Annotated in this window: 21 protein-coding genes; 16 read left to right on the top strand and 5 right to left on the bottom strand. The window is 60.1% G+C overall.

The genetic code is table 11. The features are described 5' to 3' along the window. Nucleotides 1-84: 84 nt before the first annotated feature. The 3 genes from mutM to rpmB form a co-directional block, all read right to left on the bottom strand. Complete coding sequence (mutM, locus tag VOI35_RS07765) at nucleotides 85-897, bottom strand: bifunctional DNA-formamidopyrimidine glycosylase/DNA-(apurinic or apyrimidinic site) lyase (RefSeq protein WP_407275492.1); 813 nt, start codon at nucleotides 895-897, stop codon at nucleotides 85-87. 73 nt (nucleotides 898-970) lie between these two features. Next, a complete protein-coding gene (gene rpmG, locus VOI35_RS07760; protein WP_012824876.1) occupies nucleotides 971-1,126 on the bottom strand; it encodes a 50S ribosomal protein L33 in 156 nt (51 codons plus the stop codon). 30 nt (nucleotides 1,127-1,156) lie between these two features. Then, entirely contained in the window at nucleotides 1,157-1,393 is a 237-nt protein-coding gene (gene rpmB / locus VOI35_RS07755; protein ID WP_407275491.1) for a 50S ribosomal protein L28, read from the bottom strand. Between the two features lie 151 nt (nucleotides 1,394-1,544). Between rpmB and trpS the strand changes: the two genes are divergently transcribed. Genes trpS through VOI35_RS07735 form a run of 4 tightly spaced genes read left to right on the top strand, consistent with a single transcriptional unit; the run spans nucleotide 1,545 to nucleotide 4,748 of the window. Further along, entirely contained in the window at nucleotides 1,545-2,555 is a 1,011-nt protein-coding gene (gene trpS, locus VOI35_RS07750) for a tryptophan--tRNA ligase (protein ID WP_407275490.1), read from the top strand. A 5-nt stretch (nucleotides 2,556-2,560) separates the two neighbouring features. Beyond that, nucleotides 2,561-4,066, top strand: a complete 1,506-nt coding sequence (locus tag VOI35_RS07745; protein WP_407275489.1) for an NAD(P)H-hydrate dehydratase — start codon at nucleotides 2,561-2,563, stop codon at nucleotides 4,064-4,066. Then, complete coding sequence (gene tsaE, locus VOI35_RS07740; RefSeq protein WP_407275488.1) at nucleotides 4,060-4,521, top strand: tRNA (adenosine(37)-N6)-threonylcarbamoyltransferase complex ATPase subunit type 1 TsaE; 462 nt, start codon at nucleotides 4,060-4,062, stop codon at nucleotides 4,519-4,521. Before VOI35_RS07745 ends, tsaE begins: the two co-directional genes overlap by 7 nt. Before the next feature lie 23 nt (nucleotides 4,522-4,544). After that, entirely contained in the window at nucleotides 4,545-4,748 is a 204-nt protein-coding gene (locus tag VOI35_RS07735; protein WP_407275487.1) for a hypothetical protein, read from the top strand. Between the two features lie 312 nt (nucleotides 4,749-5,060). On the opposite strand, the gene glgP is transcribed toward VOI35_RS07735, so the two are convergent. After that, entirely contained in the window at nucleotides 5,061-7,625 is a 2,565-nt protein-coding gene (glgP, locus tag VOI35_RS07730; protein ID WP_407275486.1) for an alpha-glucan family phosphorylase, read from the bottom strand. A gap of 260 nt (nucleotides 7,626-7,885) precedes the next feature. Between glgP and VOI35_RS07725 the strand changes: the two genes are divergently transcribed. The 7 genes from VOI35_RS07725 (at nucleotide 7,886) to VOI35_RS07695 (ending at nucleotide 13,620) form a co-directional block, all read left to right on the top strand. Then, on the top strand, nucleotides 7,886-8,773 hold the full coding sequence (locus VOI35_RS07725; RefSeq protein WP_407275485.1) for a flagellin: 888 nt from the start codon (nucleotides 7,886-7,888) through the stop codon (nucleotides 8,771-8,773). Nucleotides 8,774-8,907: 134 nt separating this feature from the next. Next, a complete protein-coding gene (locus VOI35_RS07720; RefSeq protein WP_407275484.1) occupies nucleotides 8,908-9,777 on the top strand; it encodes a flagellin in 870 nt (289 codons plus the stop codon). Between the two features lie 134 nt (nucleotides 9,778-9,911). Continuing rightward, on the top strand, nucleotides 9,912-10,787 hold the full coding sequence (locus VOI35_RS07715) for a flagellin (protein ID WP_407275483.1): 876 nt from the start codon (nucleotides 9,912-9,914) through the stop codon (nucleotides 10,785-10,787). A gap of 93 nt (nucleotides 10,788-10,880) precedes the next feature. Further along, nucleotides 10,881-11,297 carry a flagellar protein FlaG gene (locus VOI35_RS07710; RefSeq protein WP_407275482.1) on the top strand — a complete coding sequence of 139 codons (417 nt, stop codon included), beginning with the start codon at nucleotides 10,881-10,883 and terminating at the stop codon, nucleotides 11,295-11,297. Between the two features lie 35 nt (nucleotides 11,298-11,332). Further along, on the top strand, nucleotides 11,333-12,754 hold the full coding sequence (gene fliD / locus VOI35_RS07705) for a flagellar filament capping protein FliD (protein ID WP_407275481.1): 1,422 nt from the start codon (nucleotides 11,333-11,335) through the stop codon (nucleotides 12,752-12,754). A 96-nt stretch (nucleotides 12,755-12,850) separates the two neighbouring features. After that, nucleotides 12,851-13,261, top strand: coding sequence for a flagellar export chaperone FliS (fliS, locus tag VOI35_RS07700; protein ID WP_407275480.1), 411 nt, complete (start codon nucleotides 12,851-12,853; stop codon nucleotides 13,259-13,261). A gap of 11 nt (nucleotides 13,262-13,272) precedes the next feature. Further along, complete coding sequence (locus tag VOI35_RS07695) at nucleotides 13,273-13,620, top strand: hypothetical protein (protein ID WP_407275479.1); 348 nt, start codon at nucleotides 13,273-13,275, stop codon at nucleotides 13,618-13,620. Between the two features lie 30 nt (nucleotides 13,621-13,650). Here VOI35_RS07695 and VOI35_RS07690 read toward each other — a convergent pair whose 3' ends face one another. Beyond that, nucleotides 13,651-16,212, bottom strand: coding sequence for a 6-hydroxymethylpterin diphosphokinase MptE-like protein (locus VOI35_RS07690; RefSeq protein WP_407275478.1), 2,562 nt, complete (start codon nucleotides 16,210-16,212; stop codon nucleotides 13,651-13,653). 93 nt (nucleotides 16,213-16,305) lie between these two features. On the opposite strand from VOI35_RS07690, the gene VOI35_RS07685 reads away from it, so the two are divergent. Genes VOI35_RS07685 through VOI35_RS07665 form a run of 5 tightly spaced genes read left to right on the top strand, consistent with a single transcriptional unit; the run spans nucleotide 16,306 to nucleotide 21,369 of the window. Continuing rightward, nucleotides 16,306-17,319: an NAD-dependent 4,6-dehydratase LegB gene (locus VOI35_RS07685; protein ID WP_407275477.1), complete on the top strand. Its 1,014-nt coding sequence runs from the start codon at nucleotides 16,306-16,308 to the stop codon at nucleotides 17,317-17,319. Beyond that, nucleotides 17,312-18,463, top strand: coding sequence for a LegC family aminotransferase (locus VOI35_RS07680; RefSeq protein ID WP_407275476.1), 1,152 nt, complete (start codon nucleotides 17,312-17,314; stop codon nucleotides 18,461-18,463). Before VOI35_RS07685 ends, VOI35_RS07680 begins: the two co-directional genes overlap by 8 nt. Then, on the top strand, nucleotides 18,463-19,644 hold the full coding sequence (gene neuC, locus VOI35_RS07675) for a UDP-N-acetylglucosamine 2-epimerase (RefSeq protein WP_407275475.1): 1,182 nt from the start codon (nucleotides 18,463-18,465) through the stop codon (nucleotides 19,642-19,644). The genes VOI35_RS07680 and neuC overlap by 1 nt, the downstream gene beginning before the upstream one ends. Beyond that, on the top strand, nucleotides 19,641-20,720 hold the full coding sequence (gene neuB, locus VOI35_RS07670) for an N-acetylneuraminate synthase (RefSeq protein WP_407275474.1): 1,080 nt from the start codon (nucleotides 19,641-19,643) through the stop codon (nucleotides 20,718-20,720). Before neuC ends, neuB begins: the two co-directional genes overlap by 4 nt. Continuing rightward, complete coding sequence (locus tag VOI35_RS07665; protein ID WP_407275473.1) at nucleotides 20,713-21,369, top strand: NeuD/PglB/VioB family sugar acetyltransferase; 657 nt, start codon at nucleotides 20,713-20,715, stop codon at nucleotides 21,367-21,369. The genes neuB and VOI35_RS07665 overlap by 8 nt, the downstream gene beginning before the upstream one ends.

Genomic DNA, 21,369 nt, shown 5'->3' with positions numbered 1-21,369 from the left:
TCAACCCCTTCGGCATCAACGCGGGCACGGGGCATTACAGTCCACTCTGTGCGTCGAGCAGGCTGAAGGCACGCGGCGAGCTGATTAGTGCTGGCATACCGGGCAGTAGAAACTGGCGCGCTGCGCCTGAATGAATCGAGCGATGGGGGTTTGGCACTGGCGGCACGGGGCGTCCGTCCGGTCGTACACTTGCAGCGTTTGCTGAAAATAACCGGGCTGCCCATTTTCCCGTACAAAATCCCGCAGTGTGGTGCCACCTTGTTCAATCGCGCGAGTCAGAACGGTTTTGATGGCATCACTCAGGCGTAGGCAATCGCCGATATTCAGTGATTTTCCGGCGCGGGCGGGGTGAATGCCGGCCATAAATAGTGCTTCATTGGCGTAGATATTCCCGACGCCCACGACGACAGGGTTGCTCATGAGCAGTACTTTGATCGCTTGATCGCGGCGGGTGGTTTGGTAGAGATAATTCGCATCGAACGCGGCCGACAGGGGTTCTGGGCCGAGGTTTTGCAGCCGTGCGTGCGGCGTGTGTTCGTGGTCGGTCAGAAAAGCGCCAAACCGACGAGGGTCGTGGTAACGGAGAATGTGACCGTGGTCGAGCTCAAGCTCGATGTGGTCATGCTTTTTGCGCGGGGTGTTGGGCTCGACGAGCCGAAGGCTGCCGGACATGCCGAGATGAATCAGCAGGCGTTCGCCAGCGTCTAGGGATAGCAAGAGGTATTTGGCTCGTCGCCCGACTGCAAGAATAGGGCGATGGGTTAACCACTCGGATAAATCATCCCGCACACGCCAGCGCAGGCGTGGTTCATAAACTGTGACGCGGGTCAGTTGCCGCCCCAGTAGATGCGGCTCGATGCCGCGCCGGGTGGTCTCAACTTCAGGTAGCTCGGGCATTCCTGTACATCATGAAAAAAGCCCGCCGAACAACGAAGTTGGGCGAGCCGATGGGGCAATCGTGCCGGATGGATTATTTGATCTTAGCTTCTTTGTAGATCACATGCTGGCGCACGACCGGGTCGAATTTTTTCAGTTCGAGTTTTTCCGGCATGGTGCGCTTGTTTTTGGTCGTGGTGTAGAAGTGACCGGTACCGGCGCTGGAAACGAGTTTGATTTTGTCACGCATGATGAATTACCTGTGGGGGCGATGCCGGAGTTATACCTTTTCGCCACGGGCGCGCAGATCGGCCAGAACGGCGTCGATGCCGACCTTGTCGATGGTGCGAATGGCATTGGTGGAAACACGCAGGGTCACGAAGCGGCCTTCGCTTTCAACCCAGAACCGCTTGTGTTGCAGGTTTGGCAGAAAACGACGGCGAGTTTTGTTGTTCGCGTGGGATACATTGTTGCCAACGGCAGGGCGTTTGCCGGTGACTTGGCAGACTCGGGCCATGGGGTTTCTCCTAAAAGCGGACGCACGATTGCATAAAGGCGCAAGATTCTACCCAACGGCACCAAAAAGGCAAGCCTGATGTCGAGGGGAATTTTTCTGTCGGGTTGTTATGATACGGCGGATTTTCCCTTTTGGCCTCTTTGAGAACGCTATGGTTATGACCGCTGCCCGTCCCGTTGTTTTATCTGGCATTCAGCCTTCGGGTCAATTGTTGATCAGTCATTATGTGGGGGCGATGCGCAATTGGGTGGCGATGCAGGACACGCACGATTCGTTATTCATGCTGGTCGATCTGCACGCGATTACCGTGCCGCAAGATCCGGCCACGCTGCGCGCCCGGTGCTACGATTTCGTTGCGTTATATCTGGCCGCCGGATTGGATGCGCAGAAGAACACCATTTTTGCGCAGTCGCATGTCTCGGCACATGCGGAGTTGGGTTGGATCTTGAACTGTTACACCCACATGGGCGAACTGGAACGGATGACGCAATTCAAGGATAAATCCACGCGGGCAGGCGCAGTGATCAATGTCGGGCTGTTTGATTACCCTGTTCTGATGGCGGCCGATATTCTGCTGTACCAGGCCACGCATGTGCCCGTCGGGGCAGATCAGAAACAACATTTGGAACTCACCCGCGATCTGGCGATACGGTTCAATCACCAATATGGCGAAGTATTCACCGTGCCTGAGCCGTTCATCCCGCAAACCGGTGCGCGAATCATGTCGTTGCAGGAACCCACCAAAAAAATGTCGAAATCCGATCCGAGTGCGCTGAGTTACATCGGTCTGCTCGATACGCCGGATGTCATCCTGAAAAAATTCAAGAAAGCCGTTACGGACTCGGGCAGCGAGATTCGATTCGATCCCGAGGAGAAACCCGGCGTATCCAATCTGTTGACCCTATTGTCGATTTTTTCGAATACGGAGATTCCTGCGCTGGAACGCCATTTCGAAGGGCAAGGTTATGGTGCGCTCAAGGTGCAGACGGCTGAAGCGGTCATCGCGTTCCTGGCGCCCATTCAAGAAAAATTTGCAGCATTGCGCGCTGATGAAGGCGCCTTGGATGACATCTTAGCGGACGGAGCCGGGCGAGCCCGCGCCCGGGCGGAAGTGACGCTGCGGCGGGTGTATGACGCGCATGGATTTTTGCCCCGCCGATGAGCCGCGTGCCTTCCATCTTATTCACATCAGAAGAAATCCGGGCGCATGAAGCGCGCCTGTTTGCTACCGGGCACACGCCGTCTGACTTGATGGAACGGGCGGGTGCGGCGGCATTTCAGGCCATGCGCCATCAATGGCCGGACGCGCGCCGCATCGGCGTGTTGCTGGGGCGCGGGCAGAATGCGGGGGATGGCTGGGTGCTGGTGCGTTTGGCGCGTGAAGCGAACCTGATGGTCGTGGTCTGCGGTTGGGGCAGCGCGGGCGCGGAACTCACGGGTGCGGCGGCCGAGATGGCCGGGCGGGTTGTGCAGGTGGGCGGGCTGCGCCGCCTCCCGGATGCGGCGGCCTTGGCGGATGAGCCGTTGGATGTGCTGGTCGATGCGGGCTTTGGTCTTGGCTTTGATCCAGACCGCGCCCTTTCGCCGGAGGTGGCGCGGTGGATGATGGCAGCGCAGGATTGCCGTCTGCGCGGAACTCAAATTTTGGCGCTCGACATCCCTTCAGGCTTGTGCGCCGACACGGGGCGGGGGCATCTCATCATCCCGGCGGATCTGACCGTGACCTTCCTTGGCCTGAAAATCGGCCTGTTTACCGGTCAGGGCGCGGCTGTGCGCGGGCAGGTTCTGCGAGCCGATCTGGGGGTGCCGGTGCCGGATGAGATGGGCACTGTTTCACTGCTGGATGCGGTGCCGCAGTTGTCGCCAAAGCCGCGTGCCGGGCATAAGGGCTCGTTTGGCACCGTGCTGGTCGTGGCGGGTAACCGGGGCATGGCCGGTGCGGCGCGGATGGCGGCCGAAGCGGCGCTGCGGAGTGGGGCAGGCAAGGTCCTGGTGGCAACCCATCCGGCGCACGCCGAAGTGCTGGGAGTGGGTTGTCCTGAGTTGATCGTGCAGGGCATCGCGCAGCCGGATGAGCTTTCGCCTTTACTGGCGCGCGCTCAGGCCGTGGTGCTGGGGTGTGGGCTGGGTGCGGACGATTGGGCGCAGGGATTGATCTCGGCAACCTGGGCGGCGGGCGTGCCGCTGGTCGTCGATGCGGATGCCTTATCTGCGCTGCCCTCGCTGCCGCGCCGGGATGCGGCGACCTTGCTTACTCCGCATCCCGGTGAGGCGGCACGCCTGCTGGGTTGTTCCACAGCGGCCATCGAGGCGGATCGCTTGGCGGCGGCTCGATCCTTATTCACTCGTTGGGGGGCAGCGGGGGTGCTCAAGGGCGCGGGGAGTGTGTTGTGGTCGGCTCAGGGGCTGAAAATCTGTGGGCGTGGTGATCCGGCTTTGGCGACCGGTGGCGCCGGGGATGTACTCGCGGGTGTAATCGGCGGGCTACTGGCAATCGGTTTGACGCCGGACGATGCGCTGACCCGCGCGGTCTGCTGGCATGCACAGGCGGGCGAGCTGCTTGCGGCGCGCGCCGGGAGTTGGGGCGCGGTGGCGACGGATCTCCTCCCGGAGATTCGTGCGCTGATCAATGGGCGAGCCGCCCCAAAATCGACCGTATGGACATCATGCTGAATCAGGTTGTCAATGAAACCGCCCTGGTGACCTGGGCGCAGCGGCTGGCGTTCGCCGCGCCGGAGGCCGGGTTGCTCTTTCTGGATGGAGACTTGGGCGCGGGAAAAACGACCTTCGCTCGGGCTTTTTTGCGGGCGCTGGGGGTGACCGGTGCGGTGCGCAGCCCCACTTATACTCTGATCGAACCCTATGAACTGCCGGATCGCCGGGTATTGCACCTGGATCTGTACCGACTGGGGTCGGCGGAAGAGCTGGATGCCCTGGGGGTGCGCGAGGAATGGGATCGCGCGCTGTTGCTGATCGAGTGGCCGACGCAGGCGGCGGGTGCATTGCCCGCGCCGGATGTCCATCTGGCGCTTGAACTATTGCCGCAGAATCCGTTGCAGCGCCAGATGAGCCTTCGGCCGACGACATCCAAGGGAACAGACTGGCTATCCCGGACTCAAACCGGCTGAACCGTCTGCAAAGGAGTGACCGAATGGACACCGCCAATCTACTGTGGGGGCTTTTGTTTGGTGCGATTGGTCTGGGCTTTTTGATCTATGCCCGGCGGGAGCGCGCACCCGTGCCGTTACTGGCCGGTTTGGGGTTGAGCATTTTCCCTTTTTTTGTGACGAATACCTTTTGGTTGGTCGTGATCGGCGTCGTGTTGACGGCCGTTCCCTACTTCATTCGCCTGTAAAAAACGCGGCCTGGCCGCTGCGTCGTTTGGGGGGCATCCAGCTCTTTGCCGCCGGATGATCAGCAGGATGTCGAAAAAGGGCTTTCCTGCCCTTTTTCAACTCGGCTGATCCCTCCTCTTCGGCCTCTCCGACATCCCTGTTGGAGACCCTGCGGGTTCGGCCTTCGAGAGCGTCGCCGCGGGCTTACGCCAGCTTAACGCGGAGCTGACGAAGTCCGCGTTCATGTCCGCGACGGCCTCCGAAGATCAATCAGTTAACATGATTGATCTTCGTGCAAGCCATCCTTGGCTTGCCCCAGCCCGGCGTCATGGCTATAACCACTTCATCAACCCCAGTTCGTAAGGGTGCAGTTGCAGCGCATGATGGGGCACCAGCCGGAAACGGAAATGCTGCAGGCCGGCCAAGCTGGTATTGAGCGCAAAGCGATAAATCGCCCGATTGCTCGCCGGCGGCTGTGGGGTGGCCGTGGCGGTAAAGCGGGTGTGTGTCTGCCACTGGTCATGCAAGCCGACTTCGCCAAACAGGCATTCCACGGCCAAATCTTCCGGTTTCAGTCCATTGAGTGTGACTTCAACAACCAATTCGAGTGTATCGGTGCTGTGCAGCTGAGCGGGTAGCTCGCTGATCAGGCGGCCACTGACGCCTGCCCAGGCAGCGCGCACCCGCTGTTTGAATTGTTCCAAGCCCTGTGCCGGTTGGCCTGAATCCACCCGCAGGCGTCGGCCATGTGCCGCAGCGGGGAGGTAGTGGTGATGGATGTAATCGCACACCATGCGCGCGGCATTGAATTGGGGCAGGATCGTGCGGATGGCCATTTTCGCGTAGCGAATCCATCGATGTGGCAGGCCGGTATGATCGCGGTCGAAAAACATCGGAATCACTTCGGTTTCTAGCAAGGTCAGCAAATCGCTGGCTTCCTCGCTATCGCAATAATTGTGATCGAAGCTGCGGTCATAGGGTTTGATCGACCAACCATTGGCGACGCCGTTTCCTCGCTGATAGCCCTCACCCCACCAGCCATCGGCGACGGATAAGTTCAGCACACCATTCAAACCCGCTTTCTGTCCCGATGTGCCTGAGGCTTCCAGGGGATATTCCGGATTGTTCAGCCAGACATCGCAGCCAGCGACCAGTTTGCGCGCCAACGCCATGTCGTAGCCTTCGAGCAGCAGAATCCGGCCATGGAACTCCGGTTCATTGGCAATCTGCCAGATTTCGCGAATCAACGCCTTGCCCGGCTCGTCGGCCGGATGCGCCTTGCCAGCGAAGACGAATACGACCGGACGCCGTTCATCGGCCACCAGCCGCGCGAGGCGCGCCCGATCGCGGAACAGCAGATTGGCGCGTTTGTAGGTCGCAAATCGACGCGCAAATCCTACCAGCAGCACATCCGATTCACCGCCTTGCAGATACCGCAGGGTGCGTTCGATCCGAATGTCGCTCATGCCGTCCTGCGCGAGCTGGGCGCTCAGGCGGCGACGAATGTCGACGAGGAGTTCGGCTTTGATGGCCGAGCGCACCGACCAGAATCGGTCCGGCGGGATTTGATCGACAAATGACCAATATTCGGAGTCTCGTAGGTGCCAGCGCCAGTCACGGTGCAGGCTGTTGAACAGTTGCGACAGTTCGCGCGCGAGAAAGGTATCGACATGCACCCCGTTGGTGACATGGGTGATCGGGTTTTCGCTGGCCGGTACCTCGGGCCAAAAGCTGCTGGCCATTTCGGAAGCGACGCGCCCATGAATCGCGGACACGCCGTTATGTTGACGAGAGCCGTGCAAAGCCAGTGCAGTCATATTGAAACCGGGATCGTCCGCCTGGCGACCCAGCGCAAAAAAATCCTCGCGGCTGAGGCCGATTTTCGGCCAGAAGGCGGAGAAATACTCATCGACCAATTCCGCACTGAAGACATCGTGGCCGGCCGGTACCGGGGTGTGGGTGGTAAACACAGTGCTGGAAGCGACCATCTCCAGCGCCATGCCGGCGGATTCGCCCTGCTGCACATGCTCGCGCATCCGTTCGAGCACCTGAAAGGCCGAATGCCCTTCGTTGATGTGCCATGCCGTTGGCGCGAGCTTCAGCGCCCGCAGCGCGCGCACCCCGCCAATGCCGAGCACCAGCTCCTGTTCGATGCGCGTGCGCCGATCGCCGCCATACAGTCGATAGGTAATTTGCCGATCATTCGGGCTGTTCTCGGGTAAATCGGTATCCAGTAGAATCAGTCGGATACGCCCCACCGCGACCTGCCACACCCGAGCCAGCACACTGCGGCCGGGCAGTTCGATGGTCACGGTGATCGCGCGGCCATCTGCATCACTCGCGGGGCTAATTGGCAAGGTATGAAAATCCAGATCGAGATACGAGGCGATCTGGTTGCCTTGCGCGTCGATATTCTGTTTGAAATACCCTTGGCGATACAGCAGACCCACGGAGACAAAAGGAAGGCCGACATCCGAGGCGGCCTTACAGTGGTCACCGGCAAGAATGCCGAGGCCGCCGGAATAAATCGGCAAGGATTCATGAAAGCCATACTCAGCACAGAAGTAAGCAATCAAATCATTGGGTTGCAGTTTTTCAGCGATCTCTGGTGATAGGGGTTGCGCGAGATAATCATCAAAATGACGGCAGGCATCGTCAAAGTCGGCCAGAAAAACCGGGTCATCCAAGACGGCATCCAACTTCTCTTGCGCCACGCGCTGGAGGAAAAGCCGGGGGTTATCGCCGGTTTGCTGCCAGCAATCGCGGTCGATCAGGCTGAATAAATGCCGAACTTCTCGGCGCCAGCTGTAATACAGATTATTGGCCAGATCTTCCAGCCGCCGCAGCCGTTGGGGCAGGCGGGGCGTGATTTCCAGTGTGTAGATTGACGGTGCCATGCGCAATAAAACCTCTTCCCTTGAGTGAAACCGAACCCACCCTGTTTATACCGCGTTTTGATGATGATTGTCATGCCGGGTTCTGGCGTGAGTGGTTTCCGCATGGGCGATTCAGGCGTCGGGGCGTCTGACTTCAGGCGGACGGCAGACTAATACCGTAAGAGCGCTCAAGTTTTTCCCGCGGCGGCCGATTTTAGTGTCGGGGAATGGTCGATACATGATAGACCAGAAAAAATAACAACAATTCGTGAGGACGAAATATGGCCAGCGTCATCAACACCAACATCATGTCTCTGCAAGTACAAAATGCACTGAGCATGAACAGTCAATCCATGCAGACCGCGATGCAACGGCTGTCCACTGGCTTGCGCATCAATAGCGCTAAAGACGATGCGGCAGGCTTGGCGATTTCCGATCGCATGACCACCCAGATCAATGGCTCGAATGTCGCCGCCCGCAATGCGCAGGACGGGATTTCGATGGCGCAGACAGCCGAAGGCGCGATGGGGGCACTCACCAGCACCCTGCAACGGATGCGCGATCTGGCCATTCAGTCGGCCAATGCGACGAACAGCGGATCCGACCGCAATAACTTGCAAACCGAATTTTTCCAATTACAGGCGGAACTATCGCGCATTATCAACAACACCCAGTTCAACGGAAAAAATGTGCTGGCGGGTGGGTTGTCGGGGGCGGCAAATGCCAAGTATCAAATCGGCGCGAATACCTCGGCGGGTAACCAGATTGCCTTTTCCATCAATAATATGGCTACCAATTCAGCAGGTAAGGGCGGGATTTCTGCTGTGCTGGTGACTGGTCCTGCGAGTGCGCCCTATGGCATCAACATTGGCAGCACTACACCGTTTTCCGGGGTGATGGATGCCGTGAGCCGTATCGACAAGGCTATCAACGCCATCGACACCTCTCGCGCCAAGCTGGGGGCGATTCAAAACCGTTTCCAAGTCACCATCGACAATCTGAACACCTTTGTGGTGAATCAGTCCGCCGCGCGGTCTGCGATTCTGGATACCAACTTTGCACAAGAGACCTCGAATCTGGCCAAAGCGCAGATTTTGCAACAAGCGGGTAACGCCATGTTGACCCAGGCGAACCAGGCTCCGCAGGCGGTTTTGAGCCTGTTGCGCTGAGTCAGCGCGGGGTTGGGAAAATTTTTTCGGTTAGGCGCAAATTTCAGGCTAAAGATTTCTTGGCGCCTGCCGATAACTGGAACACAAAGGGCAAAAACTGAATTGCCAGTGCCAACAGCCAAGAGGACTAGATCATGAGCAGCGTTATCAACACCAACATCATGTCTCTGCAAGTACAAAATGCACTGAGCATGAACAGTCAATCCATGCAGACCGCGATGCAACGGCTGTCCACTGGCTTGCGCATCAACAGCGCCAAAGATGATGCGGCAGGCTTGGCGATTTCCGATCGCATGACCACCCAGATCAATGGCTCGAATGTCGCCGCCCGCAATGCGCAGGACGGGATTTCGATGGCGCAGACAGCCGAAGGCGCGATGGGGGCACTCACCAGCACCCTGCAACGGATGCGCGATCTGGCCGTGCAATCCGCGAACGCCACCAACAGCACCTCGGATCGGCAAAATCTGCAAACTGAATTTGCGCAATTGCAATCAGAGCTGGGTCGTATCATCAACAACACCCAGTTCAATGGCAAAAATGTGCTGGCGGGTGGGCTGTCGGGTGCGGCGAATGCTAAGTATCAAGTGGGCGCGAATACCTCGGCAGGCAACCAGATTGCTTTCTCTATCAATAACATGACGACTGCTAGCTATGCGAGTGGTGGCATCAAGGGCGTGTTGACGGCGGCTGGTTTGTCGATTGGATCGGGTGCCAGTTTCGGCAAAATCATGAACGCCATGAGTCAAATTGACAAAGCGGTGAATGCGATCGACACCTCTCGCGCCAAGCTGGGGGCGATTCAAAACCGTTTCCAAGTCACCATCGACAATCTGAACACCTTTGTGGTGAATCAGTCCGCCGCGCGGTCTGCGATTCTGGATACCAACTTTGCACAAGAGACCTCGAATCTGGCCAAAGCGCAGATTTTGCAACAAGCGGGTAACGCCATGTTGACCCAGGCGAACCAGGCTCCGCAGGCGGTTTTGAGCCTGTTGCGCTGAGTCAGCGCGGGGTTGGGAAAATTTTTTCGGTTAGGCGCAAATTTCAGGCTAAAGATTTCTTGGCGCCTGCCGATAACTGGAACACAAAGGGCAAAAACTGAATTGCCAGTGCCAACAGCCAAGAGGACTAGATCATGAGCAGCGTTATCAACACCAACATCATGTCTCTGCAAGTACAAAATGCACTGAGCATGAACAGTCAATCCATGCAGACCGCGATGCAACGGCTGTCCACTGGCTTGCGCATCAACAGCGCCAAAGATGATGCGGCAGGCTTGGCGATTTCCGATCGCATGACCACCCAGATCAATGGCTCGAATGTCGCCGCCCGCAATGCGCAGGACGGGATTTCGATGGCGCAGACAGCCGAAGGCGCGATGGGGGCACTCACCAGCACCCTGCAACGGATGCGCGATCTGGCCGTGCAATCCGCGAACGCCACCAACAGCACCTCGGATCGGCAAAATCTGCAAACTGAATTTGCGCAATTGCAATCAGAGCTGGGTCGTATCATCAACAACACCCAGTTCAATGGCAAAAATGTGCTGGCGGGTGGGCTGTCGGGTGCGGCGAATGCTAAGTATCAAGTGGGCGCGAATACCTCGGCAGGCAACCAGATTGCTTTTTCCATTACTAATATGGCTAAAGGTGCCTATGCTGCTGGGGGCATTAGCGGCGTGTTAAGTACCGCTACTGCCAAAATTTCGATCGGCAGTGGCGCGACCTTTACCAAAATCATGACCGCCATGAGTCAAATTGACAAAGCGGTGAATGCGATCGACACCTCTCGCGCCAAGCTGGGGGCGATTCAGAACCGTTTCCAAGTCACCATCGACAACCTGAACACCTTTGTGGTGAATCAGTCCGCCGCGCGGTCTGCGATTCTGGACACCAACTTTGCGCAAGAGACCTCGAATCTGGCCAAAGCGCAGATTCTGCAACAAGCCGGTAATGCCATGTTGACCCAGGCGAACCAGGCTCCGCAGGCGGTCTTGAGCCTGTTGCGCTAAGCTTGAACGGGTGATGCCGGTTTGATGCCGGCTTCCCCGATCACGATGCGCCGCAGGAATCGACGGGTTCCTGCGGATTGGAGGTAAGGCATCATGAGTGGGATTAGTCCAGTGTCTATCAGTAACATCCCCCCGGCAGCCGGGCGGGATGTTTTGTCGTCTTTGCCGCCCAACCCAGTCGGGTCTGCCCCGGTATCTGTCCCGGTGGTTGAGGGGGCTCCGCTGCCATCACGCGCCGCCAAGCCCGAATCGGTTTCGCCGACGCCCTCGAAATCCGAGATCAACCAGGCACTTGAGGATATGATCAAGCGCGGGCAGCCGGCAAATACTTCCGTCCAGTTTTCGGTGGATGAAAAACTGGATCAAGTGGTGATTAAAGTGGTGGATCCGCAAACCAACAAGGTCATCAAGCAGTTCCCGGCGGAGGCGATCTTGAAAATGCGGGAAGAAATGCTCGCGATGGACAGCAAGACCCCCCCGGCGGGGAGTTTGTTGTCCGAGAAAACCTGAGTCATTATTCCCGGTTCTAGTCGGAGGAGGCAGCTATGTCGAGTACATCCAGCGTTGGCGCAACCAGTATGGCGGGCTCAATCAGCCCGAGTGGGATTTCCTTTTCTGGACTCGGGTCTGGCCTTGATATTAATAGCTTGATCACGCAGTTGGTGAATGCGGAGGGGCAGCCCCAGCAGCAGCTGATTACCAATCAGCAAAATAACCTGAACACGACCTTGTCGGCGCTGGGGACGCTGAAAAGCGGCTTGTCTGGCGTACAAACGGCGGTCGATGCGCTGAGCAATATCGATGTTTATCGAACCCGCGCGGTGACGGTGGGCAATAGTGCCTTGTTGAGTGCCACCGCCACACCCGGTACGCCGCAGGGGACTTACCAGATCGAGGTCGATCAGCTGGCGACCGCGCAGAAGCAGGTTTCTGCCGGGTTCGCGTCGGCCAGCAGCACGGTGGGTTCGGGGACGCTGACCTTCACCACAGGCTCGGGGAGCTTTTCGGTGGCGGTGGGGGCGAGTGATTCCCTTTCGACGATCGTGAGTAATATCAATGGGGCGTCCGGTAATTCATCGGTGCAAGCCTCGGTGATCAATGTCGATAATGGCTCGGGCGGCACGACCTCGAAAATTGTGTTCACCTCAACGCAGACCGGGTCGGCGAATGCGATTACGGTCACGGCAGCCGATAGCGATGGCAACAATACCGATGCGAGCGGGCTATCGCAGTTGGCATCGAACAACCTGACGCAAATTGCTGCTGCGCAGGATGCGAAAATTCAGGTGGATGGCCAGCAGGTCACGAGTTCGACCAATACGATCAGTTCGGTGATTACCGGACTGACGCTGAATTTAACCCAGGCGCAAGTGGGGACGCCAACGACGGTGACGGTCGCCACGGATTACTCGCCGTTGACGACGGCGCTGCAAACCTTGGTGACGCAATACAACGCCTATCAGACCACCTACAGTAGCCTGACTTCCTATAATTCATCGACGAATGTGGCCGGTCCGCTCTTGGGGGATGCCACCGCCAACAGCACCAACAATGCGTTGCGGTCGATTTTCGGCAACAACATCAATACGGGTAGCACGACGGTGCAGAACCTGGCGGACTTGGGCATCTCGATTGATCAAAACGGCGTGATGTCGCTGGACACCAGCAAACTAAACACCGCGCTGCAGGCAGACCCGACGGCCGTGAAAAATTTGTTGACCCAGTCGAGTACGGGCCTGGTGGCGCAGGTGGATACTCAGCTCAATCCGTACCTGCAGTTTGGCGGAACCTTTGATACCCGCACGCAAGGGATCAATAACCAGCTCAACAGTTTGACGCAACAGCAATCCGATCTCACGGCGCAGTTGCAGCAGTATCAACAAACCTTGCTGAACCAGTTTACGGCCATGGATTCTTATGTGGCTCAAATGAACCAGTCGCTGGCATTTCTCTCCAAACTGAATTGAGCGCATCCGCCGCCTGGGGCTCAAGTTCTGGACGGATTGGCCGATAACCCCAACAGGCGGAAACGCCCGCATTTCTGAGTTTTACGGGGACGAATCATGTACGCGAAAGCCTATGCAAACAATTACCAGCAAATTGATCTGGCGGCGGAAGTGGAGCAGGCTTCGCCGCATCGCTTGGTCGAGATGCTTTATGAGGGCTTTTTGAAGCACACGGCGAAGGCGCGCGTGGCCATGGAAAATGGTCAGTACGATGTCAAAGCGCACAATGTGAATCTGGCGATGAATATCCTGGTTGGGCTCAAGGGGGGATTGGATGATCAAACCAATCCTGAGTTGGCTGCGCGTTTATTTGAACTCTATGACTACTGCGAACGGCGTTTGCTGGATGCCAGCGCTCGGCGCGATGTCACTGGGTTTGATGAGGTGGATGGCTTGATTCGGCAAATCAAAGAGGCTTGGTCGGCTATCGGCTCCAGCGCGGCTGCACCGCAGGCGGCGGTCGCCTGAGTCACCTCGCGATGGCCATTTCACCTGCATTGACTGAGCGCCTAGCCAAGCTTGCCCGCTTGGGTGCGCAGGTTGATGAAAGGGCGGCGGCGTGGCTAGGCGGCTCGTCGGTCGTTGAGTCGGATTCTGCTTTGCATTCTATGGATGAGGCGCGGCGCCTGCTTGAGTTGACCGTGGATTTGGCGGTGAGTGAAGGGGTGGCGCAGAGTCCGGCTCTGACAGCAATGCGGGCGGAGTGGGAGGCGCGTTTTGCCCGCTTGGCCGTCGCCGTTCAGGCGCGGCAACGCACACTCACCGCAGAGGCGCGCCTGCGCAGTCAGCAAAACCACGCGGCGCAGGAATATCTGCGTCACGCTTAATCACAAGCCATCAAGTACGGCGGGAATCGGTCAAGAGGCAGGCTGAAGCGCTCGAAGCAGGGCGTCAAGTTCTTGAGCGAGGCTCGCTTGCGCGGCATCAGGACATAGCGGGATCAGTGCGCGGCATTGGTGGATGCCTTCCGCGCTGCCAAGCTGGAAGAATAGCCGAGCCAAGGCACGGAGATTCGTTGCATCGCCCGGGAAGCGGGCAAGATACTGGGTGTAGGCGTCGATGGCGCTGGGTAAATCTTGGCGGAGCTCGGCCAGCCGGGCGACCAACGGCCAGTGACTGGGGTTGATGAGCGCCGCCGTGCTGAGTGCCTGACTGGCCTGTGCCGTGTCATGCACCATCAGGCTGGCGCTGGCGGCGCGCAGTAAGGTGTGTTCGAGCAGGACGCTATCTGTCTGCGGATTGCCTTCATTCAGAACGGCGGTGTACGCAGCCAGCGCTTCCGGCCAGTGCTGGTCGAGTTCGTACATCAATCCTAGGGCGTAATTGGCGTAGCGGTTGGCTTCCGTGGGCTCGGGGTGTTGCCGAAGCGCCTGTTCTAGCGTGTGGACGGCCGCGCGATTTTTTTGCGAGAAATGCAGCTCGGCCAGACGCAGACTGGCTTTCGGTGCCCGTTTTTCCTGATTGCGCTGGCGGTCAGCCGCCAGTAATTCATCCAGCATCTGCTGATAACGGGCTTCGGTGGAAGCAGTGACGCTTGGCGACAGTCCGCGCGCCTTGCTCAGCCAGAGGACGCGCTCGGGTTCGTCGAATGCTTCATAGCGGGCGAGCAGCGCCGTGGCCGGTTCGTTGGGGTCGAGCTCAGCAAGGCGAGTGTCGAGGCGCGATTCGATCGTGGGCAGTAACCGTGTGATCTCTGCCGCCCCGTGCAGGATGCCTTCATAAAACTGCCGTCCCAGCGCTTCTGCTTGGCTCGGGTCGAGCGCAAAAAAATCATTGGGTAAGTCCGTGGCGACCAGAATGTGTTGCACCGCTGCTTTGACGAGTTGCTCCGCTGCCGCATACCGATGGCGCATCAAGCGATCGATGGCGCGCATGCGGCGGCGGTGCAGCGCCTGGCGTGCCGGGTTGACCATGTGGAAAAAGGCGCGGTTCGATTCTTGCCCAAGCTGAGCCAAGCGGCTGATTTTATGTATATCTTCCCGCATGGTTTCGATGGCTTGTTTGCGTCGTTGCAGATGATCCCGCAATTGGGTGGGGTCAACCGTAAGCGCTTGATCCATGGCATGGCGGTCGAAAGGCGCCTCTCCCCAATCGAGTTCAGCCAGCGGCCGATGAATCACGCCGTCGATGCGTGCGCCCTGCGCCGAGGGATTGACCAGTGTCACGCCCTGCGGCGCGAAGAATTTGGCCAGGGTGGCCATGGCGGTGATGCCGGCGTAGTAGTCCGGCGTCGTCCAGGCGGATTCCCCTTGATTGGTGGTCACGGCGACTGCGGTGTAATCGAGCAAGGGGCCGGCGGCGGCTTCGCTGCTGCCTTTTGCATGAGTTTGGCCGTTGGCGGCGTGGCATAAATCCAGCCCGGCGAAGGCGATGGTGGTAAAGCCCAGATAGGCGGCGAGCGTCACGCAGGTGTGGGTGACGGTCGGGCCGGCGGAGATCAGGTTGCCGGGGACATTCAGCGGCGGCTCTTCCGCATTCGGCGATTCCGTCCAGGGCAGGAGTTCATCGGTATACAGCAGGCGGTGGGGCCACCGGTTGACGATGCCGGGATAGGCATGATTGCCGGCGACGAGGATCGTCCGTTCATCGAATTCGAACATCTGGCGACTGACGGTAAAACTCACCGGATGGGGATCGACGGTGACCACGAAATCGGGGGTGATGTCCAGTTGCCGGAGCCGGGCGCTGATGCGGGAAACGGCAATCAGAAAGAGTTGCGCGCGGTGGCGGATGATCCAGTCGATTTCCTGATCGAGAGACGGGCCGCCGGCCAGGATCAGGGCGGTTTTGCCCGCAAACAGATTTTTCAGCGGCAGCAGCGACTGGAAAAAATTCGGCAGATTGCCAAGTTGCGCCCGGATGAACGGCAGTTTGCCGAGATTGGCGGTAATCATGTAGCGCTGGCTGCTCAGTTCGGCATCGAGCGCGCCCGTGAGTGCCTGATAGTGATTCGTCGTGTGATCCAGCGCGGCGAGCGACTGCTCGAACACCACGCCGCCGATGCGGAGATAGGCATCGAGCTGCATCAATTCCTGGGCGTTTTCCCATTCTTCCGGGGTCATTAGCTGAACGAAATCGTCCAGCAACTCGGCGATGGGGGGAAAAGCACGCAGAATCTCGGCGATTGCGGGCGGTTCGATGAAGACCCAGCGGCTGCCGCGGGGCAGTGGGGCTTGCGATTGTACGAAGCGGATCAGTTGCCCGGAATCGCTGCCGATGAGGAGATAGAGCCGATCCTGCGCGTGTAGCCGTTGACCAAAATGTTGTTGCAGAATGGCTTGTGCCGGACTTTGCTGGCCGTTTTCCTGGGTACTGGCGAAATGCACCCCGTTGAGCGCGGGGAAAATCCAATCGCCGTGGCTGCTTTGTACGAGGCTGAGCGCGGTATCGTCGGTCAGTTCAAAATGCGTGTCGGTCATGGCGGCTCCTGTGCCTTGTCCTGTGCCGGGGCGCGGTAGAGGGTATCATGTGCAGAGCGCGTGGCGTGGGCAACCGATGTAAGGATGGTGGTGATGATTGAAACACAAACACCCGTGCTGGCACCGGGGATGCGGGTGCTGGTGACCGGTGCCGATGGCTTTATCGGCTCGCATTTGACCGAGATGCTGGTGGCGCGCGGGTTTTCCGTGCGGGCTCTGGTGCAGTACAACAGCTTCAATTCCTGGGGCTGGCTGGATCACTCGGACTGTCGTTCCCAAATCGAGGTGGTTGCCGGCGATGTGCGCGATCCCAATTTCTGCCGTCAGGCGGTGCGGGAGGTGGCCGTGGTGTTTCATCTGGCCGCGCTGATTGCGATTCCCTATTCCTATGCCGCGCCCGATAGCTATATCGACACCAATGTGCGCGGCACGCTCAATATCTGCCAGGCCGCGCGGGATGAGGGGGTATTGCGGGTCATCCACACCTCGACCAGCGAGGTGTACGGCACGGCGCGCTATGTGCCGATTGATGAGGCGCATCCCTTGCAGCCGCAATCGCCTTATAGCGCGTCCAAAATCGGAGCCGATGCGATCGCGCAGAGTTTTCATCGCAGCTTTGGCTTGCCGCTGACCATCGCCCGGCCGTTCAATACCTATGGCCCCCGGCAATCGGCGCGGGCGGTGATTCCGACCATCATCAGCCAGATTGCGGCGGGCAAGCGGCAGATTGCGCTGGGGGATTTGACGCCGACCCGCGATTTCAATTTCGTGACCGATACCTGCCGGGGCTTTATTGCGCTGGCCGAATCTGCCGCTGCGGTCGGGGAAGTCGTCAATATCGGCTCGAATTTCGAGATTTCGATTGGCGATACCCTGCATCTGATCCGCGAGTTGATGGGCAGTGACATCGAGGTGCTGCACGATGACCAGCGCCTTCGCCCCACCCATTCCGAAGTGTTCCGGTTATGGTGCGACAACCGCAAGATTCACGCGCTGACCGGGTTCGAGCCCGAGGTCGATATTCGGCAGGGGCTGGCGCGCACGATCGAGTGGTTTACCCATCCGGACAATCTGAGCCGCTACAAGACCGATATCTACAATGTTTGACGAATTCATCCAGTTTGTCCGTGCGCTGTACGACGAGCCCTCGGCGCCAATCCCGCTGCATGCGCCGGTGATGGGGGCGCCGGAGAAAGACGCCGTCGCCGCGGCAATCGATTCGACCTTTGTTTCCAGTGTGGGCGCGTTCGTGACCGAGTTCGAGCGTGCCATTGCGGACTTTACCGGCGCGGGGTACGCAGTTGCCACGGTCAACGGCACGGCCGCGTTGCACATTGCCCTGCGGGTGGCGGGCGTGCAGCCGGGGGATCTCGTCATCACCCAGTCGCTGAGCTTCATTGCCACCTGCAATGCCATTCACTATTGCGGTGCGGCGCCCGTGTTCGTCGATGTGGACGAGGAAACGCTCGGATTATCCCCCACCGCGTTGCAGCAATGGCTTGAACGGCATGCGGAACGCCGCGCCGAGGGGGCGTTCGATCGGGCCTCTGGTCGCCGTTTACGGGCCTGTGTGCCGATGCACACCCTCGGGCACCCGGCGGCAATCGCTGCGATTGCCGCGGTGTGCGCCGATTGGGGGCTGACTTTGGTGGAAGATGCCGCGGAATCCCTCGGCAGTTGGGTCGGCGACCGCCACACCGGCACCGTCGGTCGCGTGGGGGTGTTCAGTTTCAACGGCAATAAAGTGATCACGACGGGCGGCGGCGGCATGATCGTCACCGACGACGAACAGCTCGCCCTGCGAGCGAAGCACCTGTCCACGACGGCGAAAAAGCCGCACCCCTGGGCGTTCGAGCATGACGAGATTGGGTTCAATTACCGTCTGCCGAATCTCAATGCAGCCTTCGGCGTGGCGCAGATGTCCCGTTTGCCCGGCCTGCTGGCGAGCAAGCGCGCGGTGGCGTCCCGATACGCGCAGTGGTGCGAAGACCACGGTTGGGCGTTTGTGCTAGAACCCCGGGGGGCGCGCAGCAACTACTGGCTCAATGCCCTGCGCATGGCTGATCAAGCAACGCGCGATGCCTTTCTGGCCGCGACCAACGCGGCGGGCGTGATGACCCGCCCCCTGTGGACGCCGATGCACCGTTTGCCGATGTATGCGACCTGTGCCCGGTCGCCCTTGCCGATGACGGAGGCACTGGCCGATACCGTGGTCAATGTGCCGAGCTCTGCCCGGAGGCAGGTCGGCTGATGCGCCGGATCGCGGTGATCACCAGTACCCGAGCCGATTACGGCCTGTTGTACTGGTTATTGCGGGAGATCGACGCGGCTGCGGATTTGCAGTTGCAACTGATCGTCACCGGCACGCATCTGATGCCGCTGTTCGGCCAAACCGAGCAGGGGATCCTGGCCGATGGCTTTACCCCGGCGGCGCGGATTGCGCTGCCGCTCGAATCGGATGAACCGCTGGCGGTGGCCGAGGCGATGGGGGTGGCAACAAGCGCGTTTGCTCGCGCATTCGCGACCCTCTCGCCCGATATTGTGGTGATTCTGGGGGATCGCTTCGAGATGCTTTCTGCGGCGACCGCCGCGTTCACCTTGCGCATCCCCATTGCCCACATCCACGGCGGTGAGGTGACCGAGGGCGCGCTGGATGAGGGCTATCGGCATGCGATCAGCAAACTCTCGGCCTTGCATTTCGCCGCGGCGGAGCCGTATCGCCAGCGGTTGATCCGGATGGGGGAACTGCCCGATCGCGTCTGGACGGTCGGCGCGCCGGGGCTCGATCATCTGACGCGCAGCGAGTTTTTGTCGGCGGAGGCGCTGACTGAATCCCTCGGGCTGGATGTGCGCCGCCCGACCGCGCTGGTGACCTTCCACCCGGCCACGCTCGATACCGACGACGCAGCGGCACAATGCACGAGCCTGCTCGCGGCGTTGGCGGCATTCCCGGACTGGCAGTTCGTGCTGACCCATCCCAACGCCGATCCCGGTGGGCGCGCCATCCTGCCGTTGCTCGATGCTTTCGCACGGGAGGATCCGGCGCGGCGGCGGGTGTTCTCATCGCTCGGGCAGGCGCGTTATCTGTCGCTGTTGCGGCAGGTACCGCTCGTCATCGGCAATTCGTCGAGCGGCATCATCGAAGCGCCGAGTTTCGGCACGGCCACGGTCAATGTGGGGGATCGTCAGCACGGCCGGTTGCGGGCGGCGAGTATCATCGATTGCCCGGTGGACACGCCCGCCATCATCAGTGCCATCCGAACCGCGATTGCCCCGGCCTTTCAGGCGCGCTTGGCGACGGTCGAGAATCCCTATGGTGCGGGCAATGCGGCGGCTAAGATGCTGGCCGTGTTGCGCTCGACGCCGCTCGCACCACTGCGGCGCAAGCCATTTTTTGATTGGGCGGGAAAGAGTCAGGAGATCAACGGATGAATCGACCCTTGATCATTGCCGAGGCCGGGGTGAATCACAACGGCGATTTGGCGCGTGCCGAGGCGCTGGTGGCGGCGGCGGCGCAGGCGGGCGCGGATGTCGTGAAATTTCAGACTTTTCTGACCGAGGAACTGGTCACCGCCGAGGCGCCAAAGGCTGCCTATCAGCTGCGGCAAACCGGTTCCGAGCAGTCGCAGGCGCAGATGCTCAAGGCGCTGGAGCTGCCCTGGGCGGCGCATCATGCGCTCAAGGTGCAGGCCGAATCCTTGGGGCTGGAATTCTTATCGACTGCGTTTGATCGCCCCAGCCTGCGGTTTTTAGTCGATGAATTGGGGCTTGCGCGCCTGAAGCTGCCCTCCGGCGAGCTGACCAATCTGCCGTTCGTGCTCGATCATGCCCGTACCGGTTTGCCCCTCATCGTCTCGACGGGCATGGCCACCCTCGCGGAAATTGAAACTGCGCTCGGAGTGATTGCGTTTGGCCGGATCGCGCCGCCCTCCGCCGCCCCGAGTCTCGCGGCCTGCGCCGAGGCGTTTTGCTCGGCCGAGGGACAGGCGGCGTTGCGGTCGGGGGTGACGATTCTGCACTGCACCAGTGATTATCCGGCCGCGCCAGAGGCTGTGAATCTGCGGGCGATGGATGCGTTGGCGGCGGCCTTTGGCTTGCCGGTGGGGTATTCCGACCACACGCTGGGCACCGCCGTGGCCGTGGCTGCTGCCGCGCGCGGCGCGCAGGTCATCGAAAAACACTTCACCCTCGATCGCGCCTTGCCGGGACCCGATCACGAGGCCTCGCTGGCGCCCGAAGAACTCGCCCAGATGGTGCGCGATCTCCACACCGTGGCCGACTGCCTTGGGGACGGCATCAAGCGGCCACAGCCCAGTGAGCGGGCGACTGCCGCGGTGGCGCGTAAAAGTGTCGTTGCGCGGCGGGCGATCGCGCGCGGTGCGGTGCTCTGCGCGGAGGATCTGGCGCTGCGACGACCGGGCACCGGCCTGCCGCCATCGGCGCTCTGGACGCTGCCCGGCACGATCGCGCAGCGGGATTACGCGCCGGGGGATTTGCTCGATGAGTAAGCCGGTCGTATTGCTCGGACATGGCGATCATGCGCTGGTGCTGCGCGCGCTGATTCGGGCACAGGGTCGTGATTTGGTCGGGGTGCTCACACCGGATTTGCCCGCGGGCAGTCTCTGGCAGGGCGTGCCGGTGCTGGGCGGAGATGAGTGGCTGGATCACCCTCAAGCCAGGGCGCATGATTTCGCGCTTGGCTTGGGGCGGATGCCGGGTCAGCCGCCGCTGCGCCAGCAGGTATTCGCCAAATTGCGGGCGCGGGGACTGGCGACGCCGCCCTGGATTCACCCAGCTGCCTGGGTCGATCCGAGCGCCCGACTGGCCGATGGCGTGCAGATCATGGCCGGGGCGGTGGTGCAGGTGGCGGCGGTTCTGGCCGAGAATGTGCTCATCAATACGGGCGCGCAAGTCGATCACCACGGACAGATCGGTGCCCATGTCCATGTGGCGCCGGGTGCCGTGCTCTGTGGTTCTGTGCAGCTCGGTGAAGGCGTCTTCGTCGGTGCCGGAGCGGTACTCATTCAGGGCATCACGGTCGGGGCGGGGGCGGAAATCGCGGCGGGTGCCACGATCTATCGATCCGTGCCCCCTGGGGTGCGCTGGATTCCCGGCCGGGCGCCCATCGGGCTGTCGCAACACGAAACAGGAGTTTGA

The organism is Halothiobacillus sp. DCM-1, assembly GCF_045689735.1.
GTDB lineage: Bacteria > Pseudomonadota > Gammaproteobacteria > Halothiobacillales > Halothiobacillaceae > Halothiobacillus.
This window is presented reverse-complemented; position numbering and strand designations above follow the sequence as displayed.